At 42.3% G+C, this 19,666-nt stretch carries 13 protein-coding genes and 1 other annotated feature (1 of these 14 cut by a window edge); of the genes, 8 read left to right on the forward strand and 5 right to left on the reverse strand.

What is annotated here, in order from left to right:
* Positions 1-2: 2 nt before the first annotated feature.
* From BK026_RS16085 to BK026_RS16115, 6 genes are all read left to right on the forward strand, one after another.
* Positions 3-2,309, forward strand: coding sequence for a methyl-accepting chemotaxis protein (locus BK026_RS16085; RefSeq protein ID WP_071816754.1), 2,307 nt, complete (start codon positions 3-5; stop codon positions 2,307-2,309).
* Between the two features lie 100 nt (positions 2,310-2,409).
* On the forward strand, positions 2,410-5,325 hold the full coding sequence (locus tag BK026_RS19930) for a methyl-accepting chemotaxis protein (RefSeq protein ID WP_071817723.1): 2,916 nt from the start codon (positions 2,410-2,412) through the stop codon (positions 5,323-5,325).
* Entirely contained in the window at positions 5,325-6,155 is an 831-nt protein-coding gene (locus BK026_RS16095) for a CheR family methyltransferase (RefSeq protein WP_071816755.1), read from the forward strand. Before BK026_RS19930 ends, BK026_RS16095 begins: the two co-directional genes overlap by 1 nt.
* Before the next feature lie 8 nt (positions 6,156-6,163).
* Positions 6,164-6,781, forward strand: a complete 618-nt coding sequence (cheD, locus tag BK026_RS16100) for a chemoreceptor glutamine deamidase CheD (RefSeq protein WP_071816756.1) — start codon at positions 6,164-6,166, stop codon at positions 6,779-6,781.
* A 2-nt stretch (positions 6,782-6,783) separates the two neighbouring features.
* On the forward strand, positions 6,784-7,830 hold the full coding sequence (locus tag BK026_RS16105; RefSeq protein WP_071816757.1) for a chemotaxis response regulator protein-glutamate methylesterase: 1,047 nt from the start codon (positions 6,784-6,786) through the stop codon (positions 7,828-7,830).
* A gap of 399 nt (positions 7,831-8,229) precedes the next feature.
* Positions 8,230-8,490, forward strand: a complete 261-nt coding sequence (locus BK026_RS16115) for a hypothetical protein (RefSeq protein WP_071816759.1) — start codon at positions 8,230-8,232, stop codon at positions 8,488-8,490.
* A 69-nt stretch (positions 8,491-8,559) separates the two neighbouring features.
* Here the strand turns inward: BK026_RS16115 and BK026_RS16120 are convergent, their stop codons facing one another.
* The 3 genes from BK026_RS16120 to BK026_RS16130 form a co-directional block, all read right to left on the reverse strand.
* A complete protein-coding gene (locus BK026_RS16120) occupies positions 8,560-9,240 on the reverse strand; it encodes a haloacid dehalogenase type II (protein ID WP_071816760.1) in 681 nt (226 codons plus the stop codon).
* Between the two features lie 151 nt (positions 9,241-9,391).
* Entirely contained in the window at positions 9,392-11,185 is a 1,794-nt protein-coding gene (locus BK026_RS16125) for a diguanylate cyclase domain-containing protein (protein ID WP_071816761.1), read from the reverse strand.
* Positions 11,186-11,293: 108 nt separating this feature from the next.
* Positions 11,294-12,178 (reverse strand): DMT family transporter, encoded by an 885-nt coding sequence (locus tag BK026_RS16130; protein WP_071816762.1) that lies wholly within the window; start codon positions 12,176-12,178, stop codon positions 11,294-11,296.
* A gap of 171 nt (positions 12,179-12,349) precedes the next feature.
* Between BK026_RS16130 and BK026_RS16135 the strand changes: the two genes are divergently transcribed.
* Positions 12,350-12,853 (forward strand): HAD family hydrolase, encoded by a 504-nt coding sequence (locus BK026_RS16135; protein WP_071816763.1) that lies wholly within the window; start codon positions 12,350-12,352, stop codon positions 12,851-12,853.
* Here BK026_RS16135 and BK026_RS19710 read toward each other — a convergent pair.
* A complete protein-coding gene (locus BK026_RS19710) occupies positions 12,850-13,014 on the reverse strand; it encodes a hypothetical protein (protein WP_177247922.1) in 165 nt (54 codons plus the stop codon). The two genes, BK026_RS16135 and BK026_RS19710, sit on opposite strands and share 4 nt — an antisense overlap.
* A gap of 70 nt (positions 13,015-13,084) precedes the next feature.
* Here BK026_RS19710 and BK026_RS16140 point away from each other — a divergent pair, with 70 nt between their 5' ends.
* Positions 13,085-16,936: an ATP-binding protein gene (locus BK026_RS16140; protein WP_071816764.1), complete on the forward strand. Its 3,852-nt coding sequence runs from the start codon at positions 13,085-13,087 to the stop codon at positions 16,934-16,936.
* Positions 16,937-17,118: 182 nt separating this feature from the next.
* Here the strand turns inward: BK026_RS16140 and BK026_RS16145 are convergent, their stop codons facing one another.
* Entirely contained in the window at positions 17,119-18,267 is a 1,149-nt protein-coding gene (locus tag BK026_RS16145; RefSeq protein WP_071816765.1) for an iron-containing alcohol dehydrogenase, read from the reverse strand.
* Positions 18,268-18,808: 541 nt separating this feature from the next.
* Positions 18,809-19,666 (forward strand) — a sequence feature (23S ribosomal RNA rRNA prediction is too short); it runs 800 nt beyond the window's last position.

The raw sequence follows: 19,666 nt of genomic DNA on the forward strand, positions 1-19,666 counted from the left end.
CAATGGGAATTATGACGTGGTTGGAAGACTTCACCAAAGCAACGGATGTAAATCAAGCATTGAGAAACAAGCAGGCGCTTGATGCAACCACTTGCTGCATCATGATGGCCGATGCCGATAGAAACATCATCTATGCTAACCAGTCTGTGAAAACACTGCTCAAAGAGAATGAAAAGAAATTACAGGCTGTTCTTCCCAGTTTTTCTGCTGATAATTTGGAAGGTCAGAACATCGACCAATTTCATCGGAACCCTTCACATCAGCGCAATATCCTTGCTGAATTAAAATCGACAATGACTTCTACAATTAGTATTGGCGATTTGAATTTTAAACTTACGCTGACCCCTCTATTCGACCAAGACAATAAGAATATAGGTACTATGGTTGAGTGGGTCGATCAGTCTGAGTTGCTCATTAAAAGCACCATGTTAAATGTATTGAACGAAGCGCAAGCGGTTATCGAGTTCAACGCTGATGGTGTTATTCAAAATGCCAACGATAACTTTCTGAATGCGCTTGGTTATAGTCTTAATGAAATCGTAGGCAATCATCACAAAATGTTCTGCGATAACCAGTACATCCGCACTGAAGAGTACGCTCAATTTTGGCGTGAACTAAAAGCGGGCAAGCCACAAAGCGGTGAGTTTTGTCGTTTTAATAAAATGGGTAAAGAGATTTGGATCCAAGCTACCTACAATCCGGTCTTCGATGGTGATGGTAAGGTAATACGCGTGGTGAAATTTGCCACTGACATTACTGCATCAAAATTACGTAATGCATATTTTGAAGGGCAAATTGAAGCAATCAACAAGGCTCAGGCGGTTATTGAATTTGACCTTGAAGGAAAAATTCTTAACGCCAACGAAAACTTCACCAACACAGTTGGCTATAGCTTAGATGAAATCGTCGGCAAACATCACAGCATGTTTGTTGATGAAGAGTATAAGCGCAGCGTTGAATACAGTCAGTTTTGGGAGCAGCTACGCCAAGGCGTGCTGTTTACTGATGAGTTTAAGCGCATAGGCAAAGGCGGCAAAGAAATTTGGATCCAGGCATCTTATAACCCCATCTTGGATCAAAACGGCAGACCCCATCGCGTTGTGAAGTACGCTATTGATATCACGGGTAGAAAGCAGGCTATAAGCGATATCAAAACCGCCATGAATGAATTGGTGCAGGGTAATTTAGATTGCCGTATTGAGCATGAGTTTGACGGTGAGTTTAAGGAGCTTGGCACATCTATCAACCGCTTTATAGATGACATGCGCCGTATTATAGGGTCTATCAGCGATGTGATGACCCGTTTGTCTGGTGGTGATTTAACAGCTGAACTTGATGAGCAGTTTGAAGGCGAATTCCAAGTATTGAGCGATGCTATAAATCAGTTCGTTGGCGAAATGTCTGGCACTATTGGCTCCATCTACCAAGCAGTAGAAACCATTAATACTGCTTCATCTGAAATAGCCACAGGCAACTCTGACCTTTCAAGTCGCACTGAACAGCAGGCATCAAGCCTAGAAGAAACAGCGTCGAGTATGGAAGAGCTTACCGGTACAGTAAAACTCAACGCTGAAAACGCGGAACAAGCTAACAGTTTAGCATCGCAAAGTTGTGAAATCGCGTCGCGCGGCGGCGAGTTAATTCGTCAGGTCGTCGACACCATGTCGTCAATTAACGAGTCGGCTCAAGAGATCTCAGACATCATTGGTGTTATTGACGGCATTGCATTTCAAACCAACATTCTTGCGCTAAATGCCGCTGTAGAAGCAGCAAGAGCGGGAGAACAGGGGCGCGGCTTTGCAGTTGTGGCGTCAGAAGTAAGAAGCCTGGCTCAACGCTCTGCTGAGGCGGCAAAAGAGATCAAAGAGCTTATATCAGACTCGGTGAACAAAATTGATGGGGGCAATAAACTCGTCAATCAGTCTGGCGAGACAATGGAAGAGGTGGTGACCTCTATCAAGCGGGTCAACGACATAATGTCGGAAATTGCGGCGGCGAGTTCTGAACAGGCTTCAGGCATTGAAGAGGTGAGTAAAGCGGTAGTACAAATGGATGAAATGACGCAGCAAAACGCCGCGCTGGTAGAAGAAGCGGCGGCGGCTGCAGAAAGCTTACAGCAGCAAGCGGGCAATTTATCCGAGCGTGTATCGACATTTAACATTGGTGACAGAGCCACTATCACTGAGGCACTTCCTCAAAAAGTACATCAAGTAGTGAAGGAAAAAAAAGTGGCTTCAGTGGCCACGTTAAATACAAATAAAAAGCTGGCTCCTAAAGTACCGAACAACGATGAGTGGGAGTCTTTCTAGTTAACTAAAGGCGAATTTTTAAAAAGAGAATTCGCCTTTTTGTTACTTGAAGTTTATTTCAGCGCTTCAACACGTAGCGCGACAAAAAATAGGTGATGCTATGGGTGTTTTTAATATATTTCACAATGAAGAGTTGGTGGCTGCGCAAAGTCTTTCACGCTTTCAAGAGCAAGCGTTAAGCGAAAGTAGTGCATGCTTAATGCTGGTAAATGCAGAAGGAACAATAACGTTCGCTAATAAGGCATTCAAACAGCTTGCAGCAGAATATGAAGCGCAGTTCTCACGCTCGCTTTCAAACATTAACCTTCAAAACTTGACCGGCACCTCGGTTGCACGTTTTTTCGAAAATAGCAGCGATTTAAGCCAGCGTTATAACACCTGTAATAGTAGCGACACCTTTCTACTGCCTGTAGGAGACTTACTTTTTACATTGAACCTGACCACGATAAAAAGCGTGGAAGGTGAAAAGCTTGGCACAATGGTGGAGTGGATAAACGACCAAGAATTACAGCACAAGTCGGGGTTACTCGATGGCTTAGATCGTTGCCAAGCCATTATTTCATTTTCGCCAGAAGGCATAGTTGAAGATGCCAACGACAACTTTCTTAAAGTAACAGGGTACATGAAAGAAGATATTGTCGGTAAACATCACCGTTTGTTTGTGTTGCCAGATTATGGTGTGTCTGAAGAATACAGCCGCTTTTGGGAAGGATTAAGAAATGGTGAACGCAGCAGTGGTGAGTACTGTCGTGTAGCGAAAAACGGTGACAAAATTTGGATCCAAGCCTCTTACAACCCTATTTACGACAAACTGGGAAATATTGTTCGCGTAGTTAAGTTCGCAACCGACATCACGGCGCAAAAGCGTAAAAACGTCGACTACGAGGGGCAAATAAACGCAATCGATAAATCGTTAGCGGTTATTGAGTTTAACCTAGACGGTATTATCCAACACGCCAACGAAAACTTTTGCGCTACAACAGGCTATGACTTGAGTGAAATTCAAGGCCAGCATCACAGCATGTTTGTTGAACCCAATTATAAAATGAGCCCCGAGTATTCGGCTTTCTGGCGTGACTTAAAAAAAGGTGAGTTTAAGTCAGGTGAGTTCAAACGGGTAAAAAAAGATGGCAGTGAGCTTTGGATCCAAGCGTCTTATAACCCTATCTTCGACGAGTTTGGCAAGCCAACAAAAGTGGTGAAATATGCATCTGACGTCACTGAACAAAAGCTGCAAAATGCATTCAACACAGGGCAGATAGATGCAATAAGTAAATCTCAAGCAGTTATCGAGTTTGACCCTAATGGCAACATTGTGAGCGCTAACGATAACTTTTTGGCCACGGTTGGGTATGCACTAGACGAGATCCAGGGTAAACATCACCGTATATTTGTTACCAAACAAGAGCGTGAATCTGAAGAATATCGTACGTTTTGGAAAAAGTTAGCTGAAGGGCAATTTTACTCAGGGGAATTTCATCGTATTGCTAAAGATGGGTCTGACGTATGGATCCAGGCAACCTATAACCCCATTTTAGATATGAGTGGTAATGTTGTAAAAGTGGTGAAATACGCCAGCAACATTACCGAACAAAAAGTAAAAAATGCCTATTTCGAGGGGCAGTTAGCCGCCATTGGTAAATCTCAGGCAGTTATAGAATTTAACATGGACGGCATTATTCAAGATGCCAATGAAAACTTCTTGAATACTGTGGGCTATACCCTTGAAGAAATTAAAGGTAAGCACCACAGCATGTTTGTCGACCCCGCATATCGCGCAAGCCCAGAATATGCTGCTTTTTGGGATGCATTACGTAGCGGCACTTATTCTTCTGGTGAGTACCGCAGGGTTGGCAAAAACAGCAAAGAAATTTTCATTCAAGCTACCTATAACCCCATTTTAGATCACAACGGTAAGCCTTTCCGTGTCGTCAAATTTGCTACGGATATTACCGGCCGCACTCAAGCTGTAGATGAAATTAAACACGTAATGACTAAGCTTACAGAGGGCGATCTCACTGTTAACATCGACCATGCATTAGATGGCGATTTTGCTGTCTTGGGTGAAGCAATAAACCAATTTATTAATGAAATGCGAGGTACGATCACCAGCATTAATGAAGCGGTAGAAACCATTAATGTTGCATCGGGGGAGATTGCGACTGGAAATGCAGACTTATCGAGCCGCACAGAGCAACAAGCGTCAAGCCTTGAAGAAACAGCGTCGAGCATGGAAGAGCTAACGGGCACCGTTAAGCTTAACGCTGAGAATGCCGAGCAAGCCAATGGCCTTGCTGCGCAGGCAAGTCAAATAGCCTCTCAGGGCGGAGAGGTTATCAGTGAAGTGGTTGATACCATGACGCAGATAAATGACTCTGCTCAGGAAATTTCAGACATTATAGGTGTTATCGACGGGATTGCTTTCCAAACCAACATTCTGGCGTTAAACGCTGCGGTGGAAGCTGCGCGAGCGGGCGAGCAAGGGCGTGGTTTTGCCGTTGTTGCCTCTGAAGTTCGTAACTTAGCGCAGCGTTCTGCAGAAGCCGCAAAAGACATCAAAGAGTTAATTTCTGACTCGGTCAGTAAAATTGCAAGCGGTAATCAGCTGGTAGTGAAATCCGGTGAGACTATGGCTGAAGTGGTGACCTCGATTAAACGAGTAAATGACATTATGTCAGAAATTGCCGCAGCGTCTGCCGAGCAAGCCGCTGGCATTGAAGAGGTGAGCAAAGCTGTAATTCAAATGGATGAAATGACTCAGCAAAATGCAGCGCTGGTGGAAGAAGCGGCGGCCGCTGCGGATAGCCTTAAGCAGCAGTCTTTGCAGCTAAATGAGCGGGTGTCTGTTTTTGAAGTTGGAAAGGGGCTGAGCAGTGACCAACAGCATGTTGCGGCACTGACTCACGGTGATTTTCGACAACCTCAGCGCCTACCGACAGCACAGGTGCAGCGAGGGTCTCAGGCTAAGGCCCTCACGCCTGCTATGCCTGACGAAGCAGAGTGGGAATCATTCTGATGACTACGGTTGTTTCAAGACAAGATAGCACGAGGGAGTTCGCCTTTGAAAAGGCGGACTTCAAAAACGTGCAGCAAATGTTGTTTAAAAAAGCAGGAATAAACTTATCTGACGCAAAAGAAGCGATGGTATACAGCAGGCTAGCGCGGCGAATTAGGGCAAGAAATCTGCGCAGTTTTAATGAATACCTTGCTTTAGTGAATAAGTCCGAGTCAGAGTTAGAGCAGTTTATCAATGCGCTAACCACAAACTTAACCTCTTTTTTTCGCGAGCCGCATCACTTTACTGCCCTGGCTGATTATCTTAGCCAGCATAACGTTACCACTATTTGGTGCGCAGCGAGCTCTACCGGCGAAGAACCCTATTCAATTGCGATGGTAGTGGCAGAAGCGTACGGAAGTTTTAAAACGCCGGTAAAAATTATTGCGTCCGACATAGACAGCAAAGTTCTGGCTAAAGCTAGGGCCGGTGTTTACCCCTTAGCGTCTATTGCGAAAATCCCCCAACATCGACAAAAGCAGTTTTTCCACAAAGGAAAAGGGGCTAATGAAGGCAAAGTTAAAGTGGTGGACGAATTGCGCAACATGGTGCAGTTCAAAAAGCTGAATCTCACCGATGCGAAGTGGGACGTAAAGGGGCCGCTTGACGTGATTTTTTGCCGAAATGTGATGATTTATTTTGACAAACCAACCCAGCTAAAAGTACTACAAAAAATGGTCGGCATGCTGAAGCCATCGGGATTATATATGGCCGGACATTCTGAAAATTTCAATATGTATACTAATCTTGTGAGACCGGTGGGGAAAACCATTTATCGCCCCGTCGATTAGGAGAGACAGTGGCGTCGACCAATTTTGAACTGCCTATAAGCTATTACGACAAGCGCTTTTCTAAAGAAGCAGTAAAGCTGTTACCCGGCCAGTTCTTTGTAACCTCACAAGATAAAGTGTTGGTCACGGTACTCGGTTCTTGCGTTGCGGCGTGTTTGTTCGACCCTACTGCGGGAATAGGCGGTATGAACCACTTTATGCTGCCAACTGTGAATAAATCGGCAAGTGAATTCGAACAAGTTCAGGGAATGGCAGCAAAGTATGGTGTGCACGCTATGGAAATTCTTATTAACGAGCTTGTTAAAGTAGGTGCAAAAAAGGAACGTCTTAAAGCAAAGGTTTTTGGAGGAGGGAAGGTAGTGCCCTCTTTCGTCCAAAATGATGTGGGTAAATTTAATGCTGAATTTGTAACCCAGTTCCTAGATACCGAGGGCATACCAATTTTAGCGAGCGACTTGTGTGATGTTTACGCTCGTAAAGTGTACTTTTTTCCAAGTGACGGCAGCGTATTGATGAAGCGCATTCACGAACTCAACAACGCAACAATTATTGAGCGAGAAAGCCAGCACCGCTGGGAGCTATCGAAGCAAGCGCCAAGCGGCAGTGTAGATTTATTTGAGGACTAGTTATGACAATAAAAGTGTTGGTAGTAGATGATTCAGCGCTTATCCGCCAAATACTCAGCGAAATAATCAAAAGTGAGCCAGACATGGCACTCGTCGGTGCCGCACCTGATGCGTTTGTAGCCAAAAAACTGGTGCTTGAGAAGTCTCCTGATGTCATAACACTGGATATTGAGATGCCGAAAGTGGATGGCTTACGCTTTCTTGAAGTGCTTATGAATGCCAGGCCCACCCCCGTGGTAATGATTTCAACACTGACAGAAAAAGGGGCCGACGCCACCTTAAGGTCGTTAGAGTTAGGGGCGATTGATTTTGTCGCCAAACCCAAAATTGGTGTAGCACAAGGCATGGCGGAATATCACGAGTTAATCGTTGATAAAATTCGAACGGCCGCCCGTTCAAAAGTAAAGAAAGCGTCGCCAGCTAAGGCTGCTTCTGTAAATAAGGTAAGCTACTCGGGTACAGAAAAACTCATTGCCATAGGCGCTTCGACTGGCGGTACCGAAGCAATAAAAGAGGTGCTGCGAACCTTTCCTGCTAACGCCCCTGCAACGGTGATCACTCAGCACATGCCGGCAGGGTTTACCTCTACCTATGCACGTCGGCTAGACTCTGTCTGTCAAATGCAGGTTAAAGAAGCGAAAGGCGGCGAGCGTTTGCTTCCAGGTCAGGCGTATCTAGCGCCGGGCGATAAGCATATGGAAATAGAGCGAAGCGGAGCAGACTATCGCATTCGTCTAAGTGATGGACCAAGAGTGTCAGGGCATAAGCCCTCGGTAGATGTATTGTTCAACTCTATGTGCAAAAGTGCAGGAAATAACGCAATAGGGGTCTTGCTGACAGGTATGGGAAGTGATGGTGCAAGCGGGTTATTAGAGATGCGCAACGCGGGTAGCGAGACTTTTTGCCAAAATGAGGATAGCTGTATAGTTTTTGGTATGCCAAAAGTAGCCATAGAAAAGGGCGCAGCTAAAAAAATACTGGCGCTGGATGAAATGGGCAAAGCGATATTAAATACGGTAGAGAAGATGGCGGCCGGAAGTCGACTTTAGCTTAAAAGTTATCTTCGTTTTTTGTAGACGCTAATGTCATATTTTTGTTAATAGATTGCTTGTCCGATACAGTGTTAGGTGGTTTAATACCTGCGCTTGTTAAATCGTGACAATGCCACAGATTGCTGTTGATGTGGCTGATAAAAAGGATGTAAAGATTAGCAAGTGGAAAGCCGTTAAAATAAAAAAGCCAAGCTTGGTGAATTATTAAAAGCATTTCATTGTTAAAGTATGAATGTTCAATGGCAATGAAATTAAGCTAGTTTCATTGCCACGTATAATTTTTCACACGCAAATAATAAAACGAGACTGCTATATTTTCCTGACTTTCCGGGGTAATAACCTACCCACTTTTTAAAATACAAATGTGTAAAAAATAATGAGTAGTTGGGGACTCTTATGAAACAGCAAACACTTTTTGTGCTTTCTACTTTAATGTTTTCGTCAGCAGCTTTTGCAAATGGTGGATTTGAACCAAACAAAAAAGCTTGTGTTAATGTTGGGAAAGAAATCACACGCGTCAGTGGTGAAATGGATTTAGCTAAATCGGGAATACAGAAGGTGTGGTTGAAGCGACAGCTTAATGCACTGGAAACAAAGCGCAATTCATGCAGCAGTATGGGGTTTAAAGCAAAGCAAACTGAATTAGTAAAACTCTAGCGTCTGTCGTCATTGAGAGTAAAGCCTTACCTTAAGTAAGGCTTTTTACAATTTGGCTGAAAGGTATTACTAGGTTTTCATAGCTATTACGTTCTTTAGCTCTCCAAGTGTTGATATATGATGGTCCGGTGAGAGACCCAGTGGGTACATCATTTTCCCTGGCCTTGCTACGAATGTTGTTTGCATTCCAGCCGCCTTAGCGCCGCTGACATCCCAGCCGTGCGCAGCTACCATCATCGCCTTTTGGTTTTCAATTCCTACTCGTTCGCAAGCCCAGTTATAAACCTCTGCGTGAGGCTTATAACTACTTATACTCTCTACACTTAATATGTGTGCAAAATAATGGTCAATATTTGCGTAAGCAAGTTGCGCATCTAACCCAGCTTTTGATGAATTCGACAAAGCAACAATGAGTACGTTGTTCTGCTGGAGCCAGCGTAAAGTAGGTCCGACATCGCTATGAGAGGGTAATGTTGTAATGTGCTTACTTATGGTTGAAAGCGCAGTTTCACGGCTTACAAATATTCCCTTAGCATGTGCAACCATTTGTAGAGTCGCTGCGCCAATTTGAATGAAATCGTGATACTGAGAAGACGCGACATCCACAAGGCTGTGATGAAGTAGGTTTGCGAACCATAGGTCGACCAATGTATCGTCTGCCTCTAAAACTTCAGCTAAGCCACGCTTAAGCGGCCCCATATCTAAAAGAGTTTCATTTATATCGAAAAACACAGCAGAAGGCCTTGTCATTACGAATCCTTTATCAGTTTCTTTGGTTAAAATGATACTAGTAGTTCATAACGCGTATTGCATGCGTGTTAAAGTCTATATCGATAGTTCTACAAAACTTTGATGATAGAAAGTAGATAGCAAGATGTTTAGGTTGATAAATGACCGAAAATTAAGCGTGGCGACAGTCTATATCAATTGACATTGTCATTTCGTCGAGAATATCACTTAAGCCAGAAATTTTTTCTGACGTTATGAACAGGCTCATAGTGGATTTTATGATGATAGGGTCGACCTCTGAGGCTCTATCAAAAGTGTTGTCGAGAGCTTGCTGAGCTCTTTCAAAGAACTGTCGAGCGCTGCGCTCTTCGATATTGTGAAGGCATAAAATAAATTGCTCTGTGCCATACCGGCCCAAAATATCATTGCCTCGTGTTAGGTTTTGAAGTGTTTCTGCAAGCTGTCTAAGAACATTATTTCCTTTAGAGGAACCTAGCTTGCGCGTAACATCCCGAAAATTACTGATATCGAAAATAGCAATAGCAATTGCTCTTCCTGGCTCCGGTGACTCTAGACGATTAATACGGTTGATAACGGTTTCGGCGTTGAGGAGTTGCGTGACTGGGTCAACGGATTTGCTTGCTAGGTGCTTTTTGCGCAATGCGAAAGAAGCAACTAATGACAATAAAACAAAAACAGAGATAGAGGCAACCAATGTGTTCCTTCTTCTATTTTCCGCCGACTGTATTTGATTTTCTAAGTCATTTATTCTGGAATGGAACATGGCTGTACTAACAATACGTGCCGAATCTTGTGTTTCTATACGGCGGCGCTCTACTTCTTCGGCATAAAGTTCGTGAGACTCTTTTATCTTATTTAGATCGCCAAGTGCAATATGCATGTTTACGTTAAAACTCAGATAATCTAAATTGCTCCGGAAATTAGCGGGAATGGCTGTGTCATTGAGATCTCGCATTTTTGAAAGATAGGCTTTAATGCACGCCAAATCACCGCTTTGAAGGCAAATTTCTGCTTCGTGCCAATCAACAAGTAGCTTTCCAAAAGAGCTTGAAACCGCATCGCTAGTTTTGACTAAGTCGGGTAATGTATAGTTGAGGTTTACGTAATCGCGAGTTTTTCTATAGTAAATAGACAAAGCATACTGATAATGAAATTCCGTCAGCGGTGTACTTAGTTCACTATTTAAACGACCAAATTCCAACAGTCTCTTGTACGCTTCATCATGCTGCCCACTGCTAAGTAAAGAAACAATAGCACTTATGAGTATGGCGGTTCGATTACTGCCTTTATAAACCTTTAATCCCATTTCGTGTGCTTTTAAAAATTGTTCTGCTGCAAGAGCATGTTGTTCTATGCCGCCATATAACAAGCCAATGTTGTTGTGGATATGGGCGAGTTCGGCAGGTTGCCCGTCTTTCGAATAGCGCTCGACAAAGGCAAACATTTTACCGAGCCTTTCGCCTGCGTCTGTTGTGCCAGAGCAATAGTTTATTAGTGCCATGGAAGCACTTGTATAGATGTCACCATAGTGACTAGGCGAGCTTAACGACTGAGCTTGTTCGTAATACTTGCATCTAGCGGGGCTCTCTTGAACGTCGTATGTAAAACCTATTTGATAAATAGCGGAAGCAAAAGCATAGGAGTCTTCATCTACTTCGGTTTGTGTAATTGTTTTTAAAAGTAACTCCTGTGCTTCTTGAAATTTACCGCTACAAATCATGTAGTGCGTTTTCGCTACAGTTAAGTCGAATAACTGTGTTTGAGAAAGCAATTCACTGGAAAGAGCACTTTCAAGCGCCTGATAATTAGCTGGATCTGGACAGTCGTAGGTGGGAGCGCGAGCATTTTCAATTACAACTGCAATGTCGTCGCTTGCAACGCTTTCGGTTGCCGCGATAAAGAGAAATGTGCAAAAGAAAAAATGTAAAAAGCGCTCTACAAACATGGGTAAACGAAAATACTTTTTTTATAATAATACTTATTCGCGATAGTAAGTGCTACTGGGCATTTGCTAAAACGCGAATATAAACGTCAATTCTTTCATGCCCACTTGTCAGTGTACAGATGACGTACCGAAGGTTACCAAAATACCCACACCAACTAAAGCAATAGCAGACCATGCAAATATGCTTTTTGATGGTTTCTCACCAAGCATCCATGCCACACCAATTGACATTAATGCGCTGGTAGCTATAAGTGTTTGAACAACAGCTGCTTTAGCGTAAGCGAAAGCAAACATTTGTAAATATATTGCAGCCGTGGTGCCAAGTAGTGTAGCTAAAATAAATGCAGGCCACACTTTAGTTTCTCTGGAAACAACAGGGAGGAATTTAGTGTTGGTGAAGGCAATCAAAGGAACGACAAAAAGCATACCGCCTGTAAGGCGTAAAAATGCAGCGCTGGCAGCATCTATTTCGCCCGAACCCAAAATGTCGCGACTCACAACGGCTCCTATAGCCTGGCAAAGTGCGGCGCCTACGCCGAATAAGTAACCACTTGTAGCGAATATATGTGTTGCACTGCGTTTACGCGCCTTTATGACCATATCCACCGAAAAAAGCACTACAGCCACGCCAACCCACTGCTGCCAGGTAATCCATTCGCCAATAAAGGCCATAGCAAAAAGTGCGGTAAATAAAGGTGCAAGGGTTTCGGCTACCAGTACCGCTTGGCTATCGCCAATGCTCTGTAGGGCTTTAAAGAAACAGGTGTCGCCAATGCCTATACCAATGAAGCCACTTAATAACAGCCACAGTATAATATTGGTAGTTAATCCAGATGGTTGAACGAAAAACAGTACCACCGCTAAAATGACGATGGAAATTAAACCCTTCCAGAAATTCATGGTAAGCGGTGAAAAAGCATTGCCGGTTACGCGAAATAAACGAGCGGCAATTGCCCAACATAGCGCAGTTCCCAGCGCAGCAAAAACACCCATTAAACACCTGAAATTGAATGTAATAAAAAAAGAGCGGCTATGCTAAAGCATGCAGGCATAAGGGTAAACTTAATTTATATTTGCGCTCGTGTTGAACCCATAATTAGTTAATGTTCGTAACAGTTAACCTAAAAATGTTTCTAACAATAAAAGTAGTACAAAGGTAAAACCATGAACTTAACGGGCATAAAAGGCGTGATATTTGATTTAGATGGTACGCTGGTAGAGTCAAGTTTAGATTTCACAAAGATACGTGCCGACATTGGTTGCCCACAACATGAAGATATTCTTGGTTTTGTTGATTCCATCGTCTGTGCTAATTCAAGAGCGCGTGCTCACAGTACTATTTTAAAGCACGAACTAGAAGACGCTCAAAATGCAAAATGGCTCGATATCGGTAAGGAAATGGTTAAAAAGGTACAAGCTAGCAACTTGCCAATGGCGATAGTAACTCGTAACTGTAGAGAGGCTACAGCATTAAAATTAGCAAACAACAATATACCTATCGATTATGTACTAACTCGTGAGGATGCCCCCGCAAAGCCAGACCCCACAGCGCTATTAATGGTCGCGAATACATGGCAGCTACAGCCGGAAGACTGCCTGTATGTGGGCGACTATATTTATGACCAGCAAGCCGCTGAAAACGCTGGGATGAAGTGGTTATTGGTTTAGATATCCAAGTCTTTTTCAGTTGGTCTTTTGGGTTTTATTGGGCCTAATGGGTGCAGTGAAGGCCAGATACAAGAAGTATCTATGGGATTAACACCTCCATATACTTTAGTATATTCTTCTTCTTTTAGTTCTTGCATGTTTGTTTTTTGTTCGATATTCATGGTTTTTCCTTTTTATTAGTGAGTTGCATTACCGCAGATAAAAAGTAAATGAATAACAAGGATGTTATCTATGCAAGATGGGTCATATCACAGATTCTTACCTAAAATTGTATCTTTTGTCTCAATTTTAATAATTATAACTTACAGCATTCTTCCTACATGTCATGCTGTCGGTATTAATCTAGAGGGAAAAACCATATTTGATGGGATACCTTCAGGCGTAATTCGAGACCTTACCATCAGTGAAGATGTTGTTTACATAGCAGCAGAGAATGGCGTGTTCGAATTAATCGGTAATCGAGCAAGGAAACTGAATTACAACACTTTTAATGACCGAACTGGGATCATCTCAGATTTAAAAATAGATGGTGATGACTTATGGATAGTTGAATACGGTGTAGGTGTCTTTAAGTACAACCTCAAAAAACGAGTTGCAGAGCAAGCTTTTTTAGGACGAAAGTGGTCTAACTTTGCATGGACTATTGGATTGAGTCCAACTCACCTTTTTGTATCAACTGTAAGTAATGTATTTGTTATTAGTAGGAAAAATTTAACTGATGAGTTTTCAATAAATGAGAAGCTTTCATCTTTTAAATTAAGTGATGTTTACTCAATAAACACAACAAATAAAAAGGCGCTAGTTGCCTCGCTGGAGGGGTATGTTGAAATATTCTTTGACTCCTTACTACTTCGCGAACATAAAATTTCAAAACTTTACCCTAAACTGAATGATGCGACTTATGTAAACGAAATCGATGGTACCTTGTATTTAGGAGGGAGCAATGGTCTCTATATTGTTAATGATGCATCTAAATTCTTAAAGATAGAAAAATCAGAACATGCTTATATCCAAGATGTATATAAATCTAGTGACGGTGAAATATGGGTATCAGATGGTAGTCTTCGTAAACTAGAAGGAGATAAATTAGTTGTACCAAGGTTTATGAATCCAATCTTGGCTTCAGATTCCATATCAAGTATCACGAAGATTTCTCGTGGGCCGCAAGATACAATGTTATTAGCATCTTCCCAGCTAGGATTAATTACACTTTCCTCGAATAATCATGCTACGAACTTTGTGAGCTTAAATGAAGAGCCACTTCGTACGCATATAACAAAAAGTATCAACATTGCGAACGAATCTCTTGTGGAGACCAAGAATAAACTTTTTAAAATAGACATGGATTCAGCCAGTTTAACGCCATGGGAGCATAGTGAGGTTATAAATAATTGTCTTTCCGATCGTGAGAAGTTAGCAGGGAAATTGTTGCTACGATACGGGAAAAACTTCTGCAGTAGTAAATCCACGCACTTAGTTATCAAAGATGAGACAACCTTTTTTGCATATTTGGATGATGGTACTGAAGCGAACTTTTACTTGATTGAAAATAATACGATGTCAGATAAATTGGCAGCACCAAAAGAGTTAACCGACACTATATTACTCTCCAATGGTGGTCTTGCCGCATATGATGTTTACGACAATGTTCATTTTCAATTAACAAAAAATACATGGCGAACGATACATGCATCTGACGCAAAATGGTTTGGTATTCAGTGTTTGTTAGAGATAAATATAGAGTATCTGGTTTGCACGTCGGGTTCTGGTTTGAAAGCTATCGATAAAAAAACAGGTGCGATTAGTAAGTCCAAAATTTTTCAGAATAATGAGGTTAGATTTATAAGGGGTGTACATCTATCGGGAGATACCCATTTATGGGTGGCGTCGAATATGGGCTTATTTGTAAAAGATATAGATAGTGGCACGTTGAGAAGGGTAGACAGTTCTTTTGGTATCTATGACTCTGACTTCGAGTACAAAAGCTTTATAAAAGTTGGCACCAGATTACTAATCAAAGGCGATAAATATTCGTATTTAATTAATGAAGAATTGTTTTTCGAAAAAATTTTTAATAAGAGAAAAGTTGCTCCAAAGACGATCTTGAATGAAATGAAATGGCGCGACAGTTCAGGTATTCACAAAAAGCCTTTGCCTCGTCTAACGAACTTCACGTTTTCAAATGACTTTGAAGAATTAACGCTAGAATTCATTTCAAATGAATTCTTAGATAGTGCTCATAGCATGCTTGAGTTTAAAATTGACGGGGAAGAACAATGGCATCCGCACAATAATGATTTTATAACTATATCATTAAGTGATCTTGCGCACGGGCCGCATTCGGTAGAAGTCAGGGCTGTCGTAGGAAACGTTGCTGGCCAAACAAACCGAGTTTCATTTTCCATAGCCCCTCCTTTTTGGTTGGCGCGAGAAGGATTCTTATTTTACCTATTTATTGTGTTTACCTTTTTAATTGGTTGGAGATTTAAAATTGGTATTTGGTTATTCTCGCAATTCCAATCTACAGCACTCTACCGGAATATCACGCGTTACGAGATAACTGACGGTCAGTCAAAGTTTGAAAAAATGCTTAGAAGTAAAGAGCGCTATATCAGTAATATCGCTCACGAGCTTAGAACCCCAATGCAAGTGATTAAGGGGTGTTTGGAAAAGTTATCTGACGACAAAAATCAAAGCAGTAAAGAATTCATCTCAATCACGAATAACATGATGCGAGTAGAGAAGTTGCTTAAGCAGTTGCGTGATGAAACGCCACAAGCAATAGAAGCAGCAGATTACTACAAGTTGTATACCGTTGGTGACATTAAGTTTATTGTAAACGCTCTTGAGCCGTTAGCTAGGCAAAAAAGGCAAACTATTGACTTTAAGGTCAATGGTAAAAAGCGCATATCACTGATCAGCGATAGCTTAGAAAAAATATTAAGCAACCTTATTTCAAACGCTGTTAAGTACACACCAGAACGAGGAAATATCCGTATAGTATGTTCTCTCGATAGTAAAATATTGAAAATCGTTGTTCAAGACGACGGTGACGGTATAGATAAGGAATTGCAAGAAAAGATTTTCGAGAGATTTACTCGAGGAAATACGCTTCAAGATGGCGATGGAATAGGCCTCGCTACAGTAAGAAACTTAGTCGAGTTGAACCAGGGGAATATCTCGTTAGAGAGCAAAAAGGGAGTTGGCAGTAAGTTTACTATTATCCTTCCAGTGGACGATATTGATTTCGTCAACTCACGGGCTACCAAGATGCCTCTTAGCCCGTTCGACTCAAGAGAAAAAACCATACTGATCGTAGATGGCAATAGAGAGTTCCGTACCTATCTCTTTGATTTACTGTCTGAAAACTTTAGATGTTTAGTTGCAAAAAATGGCAGACAAGCCTTAGAGGTGTTGCAACATTATTTAGTAGATTTAGTACTCACAGATCAGTTTATGCAAGAGATGGATGGTATATCACTGGCAAACAGCATGAGAAATAGCCAACGACTATCAGCTATTCCAATCTTAATGCTGGCCGCGACAACAGGAAATGAATTAGAAAAACGCGCTTTGGAGGCAAAAATTGACTATTTCATTTCCAAACCGGCCGCCAGCGAAGAAATTATAATGCGAATAGAGCACCTCATTTTCATGAGGGGTAAAAGCTTAAAAGAAGAAGGGGAACAAACAACAATCTTCGAATATGGCTGTCTCAGCATACCTGAGTTTCTAAATGAAAAAGACGTTGCATTTTATTTAAACTTTCTTGCTGTCTTAGAAAAAAACTACCAAGACGAAAGGTTTAACAGAGAACAAGCAGCGTCTCAATTAATGATGAGCGCAAGAAGTTTAAACAGAAGAATGTCTGAACTCTTTGATTATAACTTCAATGAGTTCCTTTCTCGTTTTCGTATTGAAAAGTCAATTCCTCTTCTAATGAAGGGAAGTACTACCCTAGATGCCGGTTTAGATGTCGGTTATGGAACGGGGGCTTATTTTTCTACGTCTTTTAAAAAGTTTATGGGTCTGCCTCCTAAAAAATTCATTGAACAGTACAAAACGCCAGAACGTTCCTCTTAATACTAAGCTAACAGGTAGTGGTGTAGCGTCATAATAGCGAATTGCCGCTGCGTTACTGTCTCAGTAAACGTGGTGAAAACGTTTAGCAGCATTTGATTAGCTCTGTTTCGGAGTAGTTGATATTGATTTCCTCTTAATTATGTAACAAGGCTTTGTTAATCGTTATCAAGTCAACACGCTTTTTAAAAAGCAAGCCGATAGATATCTTCAATCTCTTCAATACTCAATTGTTTGGGGTTATTGCGAAGAAGGCGAGTTACTTTACTTGCCTCTTCTGCTAGTTCAACTACACAAGATGGTGGAATATTGAAGTAGGAGAGTGAAGCGGGAATGCCTACATCGCGACACAGTTTTTCAATAGCAACTAATAATAGTTTAATAGCTTCTTCTTTTGAGTGGTGGCGCTCACATACCTTTAAAAGTTTAGCTACACAATAAAGTTTGTCTTGGCAGAACGGCGCATTTATTTTCAATACATGGGGTAGCATTACCGCGTTACTCATGCCATGTGACAGGTGAAACCGTCCCCCTAGTGGATAAGCTAAGGCATGTACTGCCCCCACGCCCGCGTTTCCAAACGCAAGACCGGCCATTAAACTGCCGGTGGCCATATCTTCACGTGCTGATAAGTTCTCACCATTATTATAAGCGTGAAGTAATGAATTAAAGATAAGCTTCAGTGCTTTTTCTGCCAGAGCATCGGTTATCGGACTAGCATTTACACTTATATAAGCTTCAAGCGCGTGAACGAATGCGTCTATACCGCTTGCTGCTGTAATGGACTGTGGGCATGTTTTTGTCATCTCAGGTGCAACAATAGCTACATCGGGTAATAGGCAGGGGCTAACAATGCCTTTTTTCATTTGTGCTATCGGGTCTGACAAGATAGCAATGTTGGTAACTTCTGAACCTGTACCAGCGGTAGTAGGGATAACAATAAGAGGCAAGCGACGTTTCGAAAGCGTATTTTCACCGAAGAGTTCACTGAGGGGGCCTGCATGATCGTAGGTAGCTGCAAGTACTTTTGCGCTATCAATAGCGCTACCTCCACCAAGAGCAATAATTCCGTCTACTTGCTTCTCTCTAAGTACCGCTAACTTATCTTCTATGATATTCACTTCAGGCTCTGGTGGAATGTCGTCAATAATAAGTAAAGGTGAATAGGGTAACAGAGTGAGTAGTTGGTCAAGCAAACCAGATGAAGAAACGCCTTTGTCAGTAACGATGGCACAGTCCTTTATGGATAATCTCGCCATTTCATCAGTGAGGGCTTTTATAGCCCCAAGACCGGTTATGAGTTTTCCAGCAGTTTTGAATTCTGAAACTTTCATATAAACACTCGTAAAGGCAATGAGAAATTCAAATAGTGATACTTAAACTTATAGTACACGGTGAGACTTTCCAATTATCTAACCTTATAGAATGCTAAAAGTGAGCGTGATTAGTGGTTTTTATGAACGTATTGCACATTGTTTATGCAAACGATCGAAAAATAAGGATTTTTTTAAAATACTTGTTGACGTGAGCGCTCATTTCCCTAAAATGCGCATCCGCTTCGGGGGAAAAGCAAAACAGCAAGCCTCCTGAAGTAAGTCTCTACTACCTTTATAGGCCAGTAAAGACGGGAGTTTAGAAGAAGCGCTTCAGAAAATAAACTTTCAAAAAGTGTTGACAACGAAAACTTCCAGCGTATAATGCGCACCTCACTCGAACAGGGTGAGTCACTAAGAAGCAAAGCTTCTAGTGAATTGCGACGAAGTCGCAACGTTCTTTAAAAATTTAGACAAGACAATCTGTGTGGGCCATCACTAAGTGCCTTTAGTGATGTGACTCACAAAGTGCTAACCCTTGATATAACGATTAACGTTGACCTGCAAAGCAGCCAACGGTAAACCGCGAAAATCAAGCAGGGTGCTTAGTGATGGGGTGACTGCGTACCTTTTGTATAATGGGTCAGCGACTTGGTTTAAACAACGTTTAAGTGCAGTAAACTGAAGGCTTGTAGCTCGGATGGTTGCAGCCCTGCCCTCGAATAAGAGCGGTGAGGTCACAACGCCGACCGCCTCGCAAAATAGGCTTGTAGCTCAGCTGGTTAGAGCGCACCCCTGATAAGGAATTTTAGGTAAATCCGGAATTCTAAGGCCGAGACACGAGACGAGCTCCCAAGGGAGTGAAGTTGTTGATGCCCTGCTTCCAGGAAAAGCTTCTAAACTTATGATTATATGAACCGTACCCCAAACCGACACAGGTGGTCAGGTAGAGAATACTAAGGCGCTTGAGAGAACTCGGGTGAAGGAACTCGGCAAAATTGTACCGTAACTTCGGGAGAAGGTACGCCTCTGTTTGTGAACACTTCGCGTGGTAAGCAAGTGGAGGCCGCAGTGACCAGGTGGCTGGGACTGTTTATTAAAAACACAGCACTCTGCAAACTCGTAAGAGGACGTATAGGGTGTGACACCTGCCCGGTGCCGGAAGGTTAATTGATGGGGTTAGTTTTCGGACGAAGCTCTTGATCGAAGCCCCGGTAAACGGCGGCCGTAACTATAACGGTCCTAAGGTAGCGAAATTCCTTGTCGGGTAAGTTCCGACCTGCACGAATGGTGTAACCATGGCCACGCTGTCTCCACCCGAGACTCAGTGAAATTGAAATCGCAGTGAAGATGCTGTGTACCCGCACCTAGACGGAAAGACCCCGTGAACCTTTACTACAGCTTGGCACTGAACATTGAA

It is taken from the genome of Alteromonas sp. V450, assembly GCF_001885075.1.
In the GTDB taxonomy this organism is placed as follows: Bacteria; Pseudomonadota; Gammaproteobacteria; order Enterobacterales; family Alteromonadaceae; genus Alteromonas.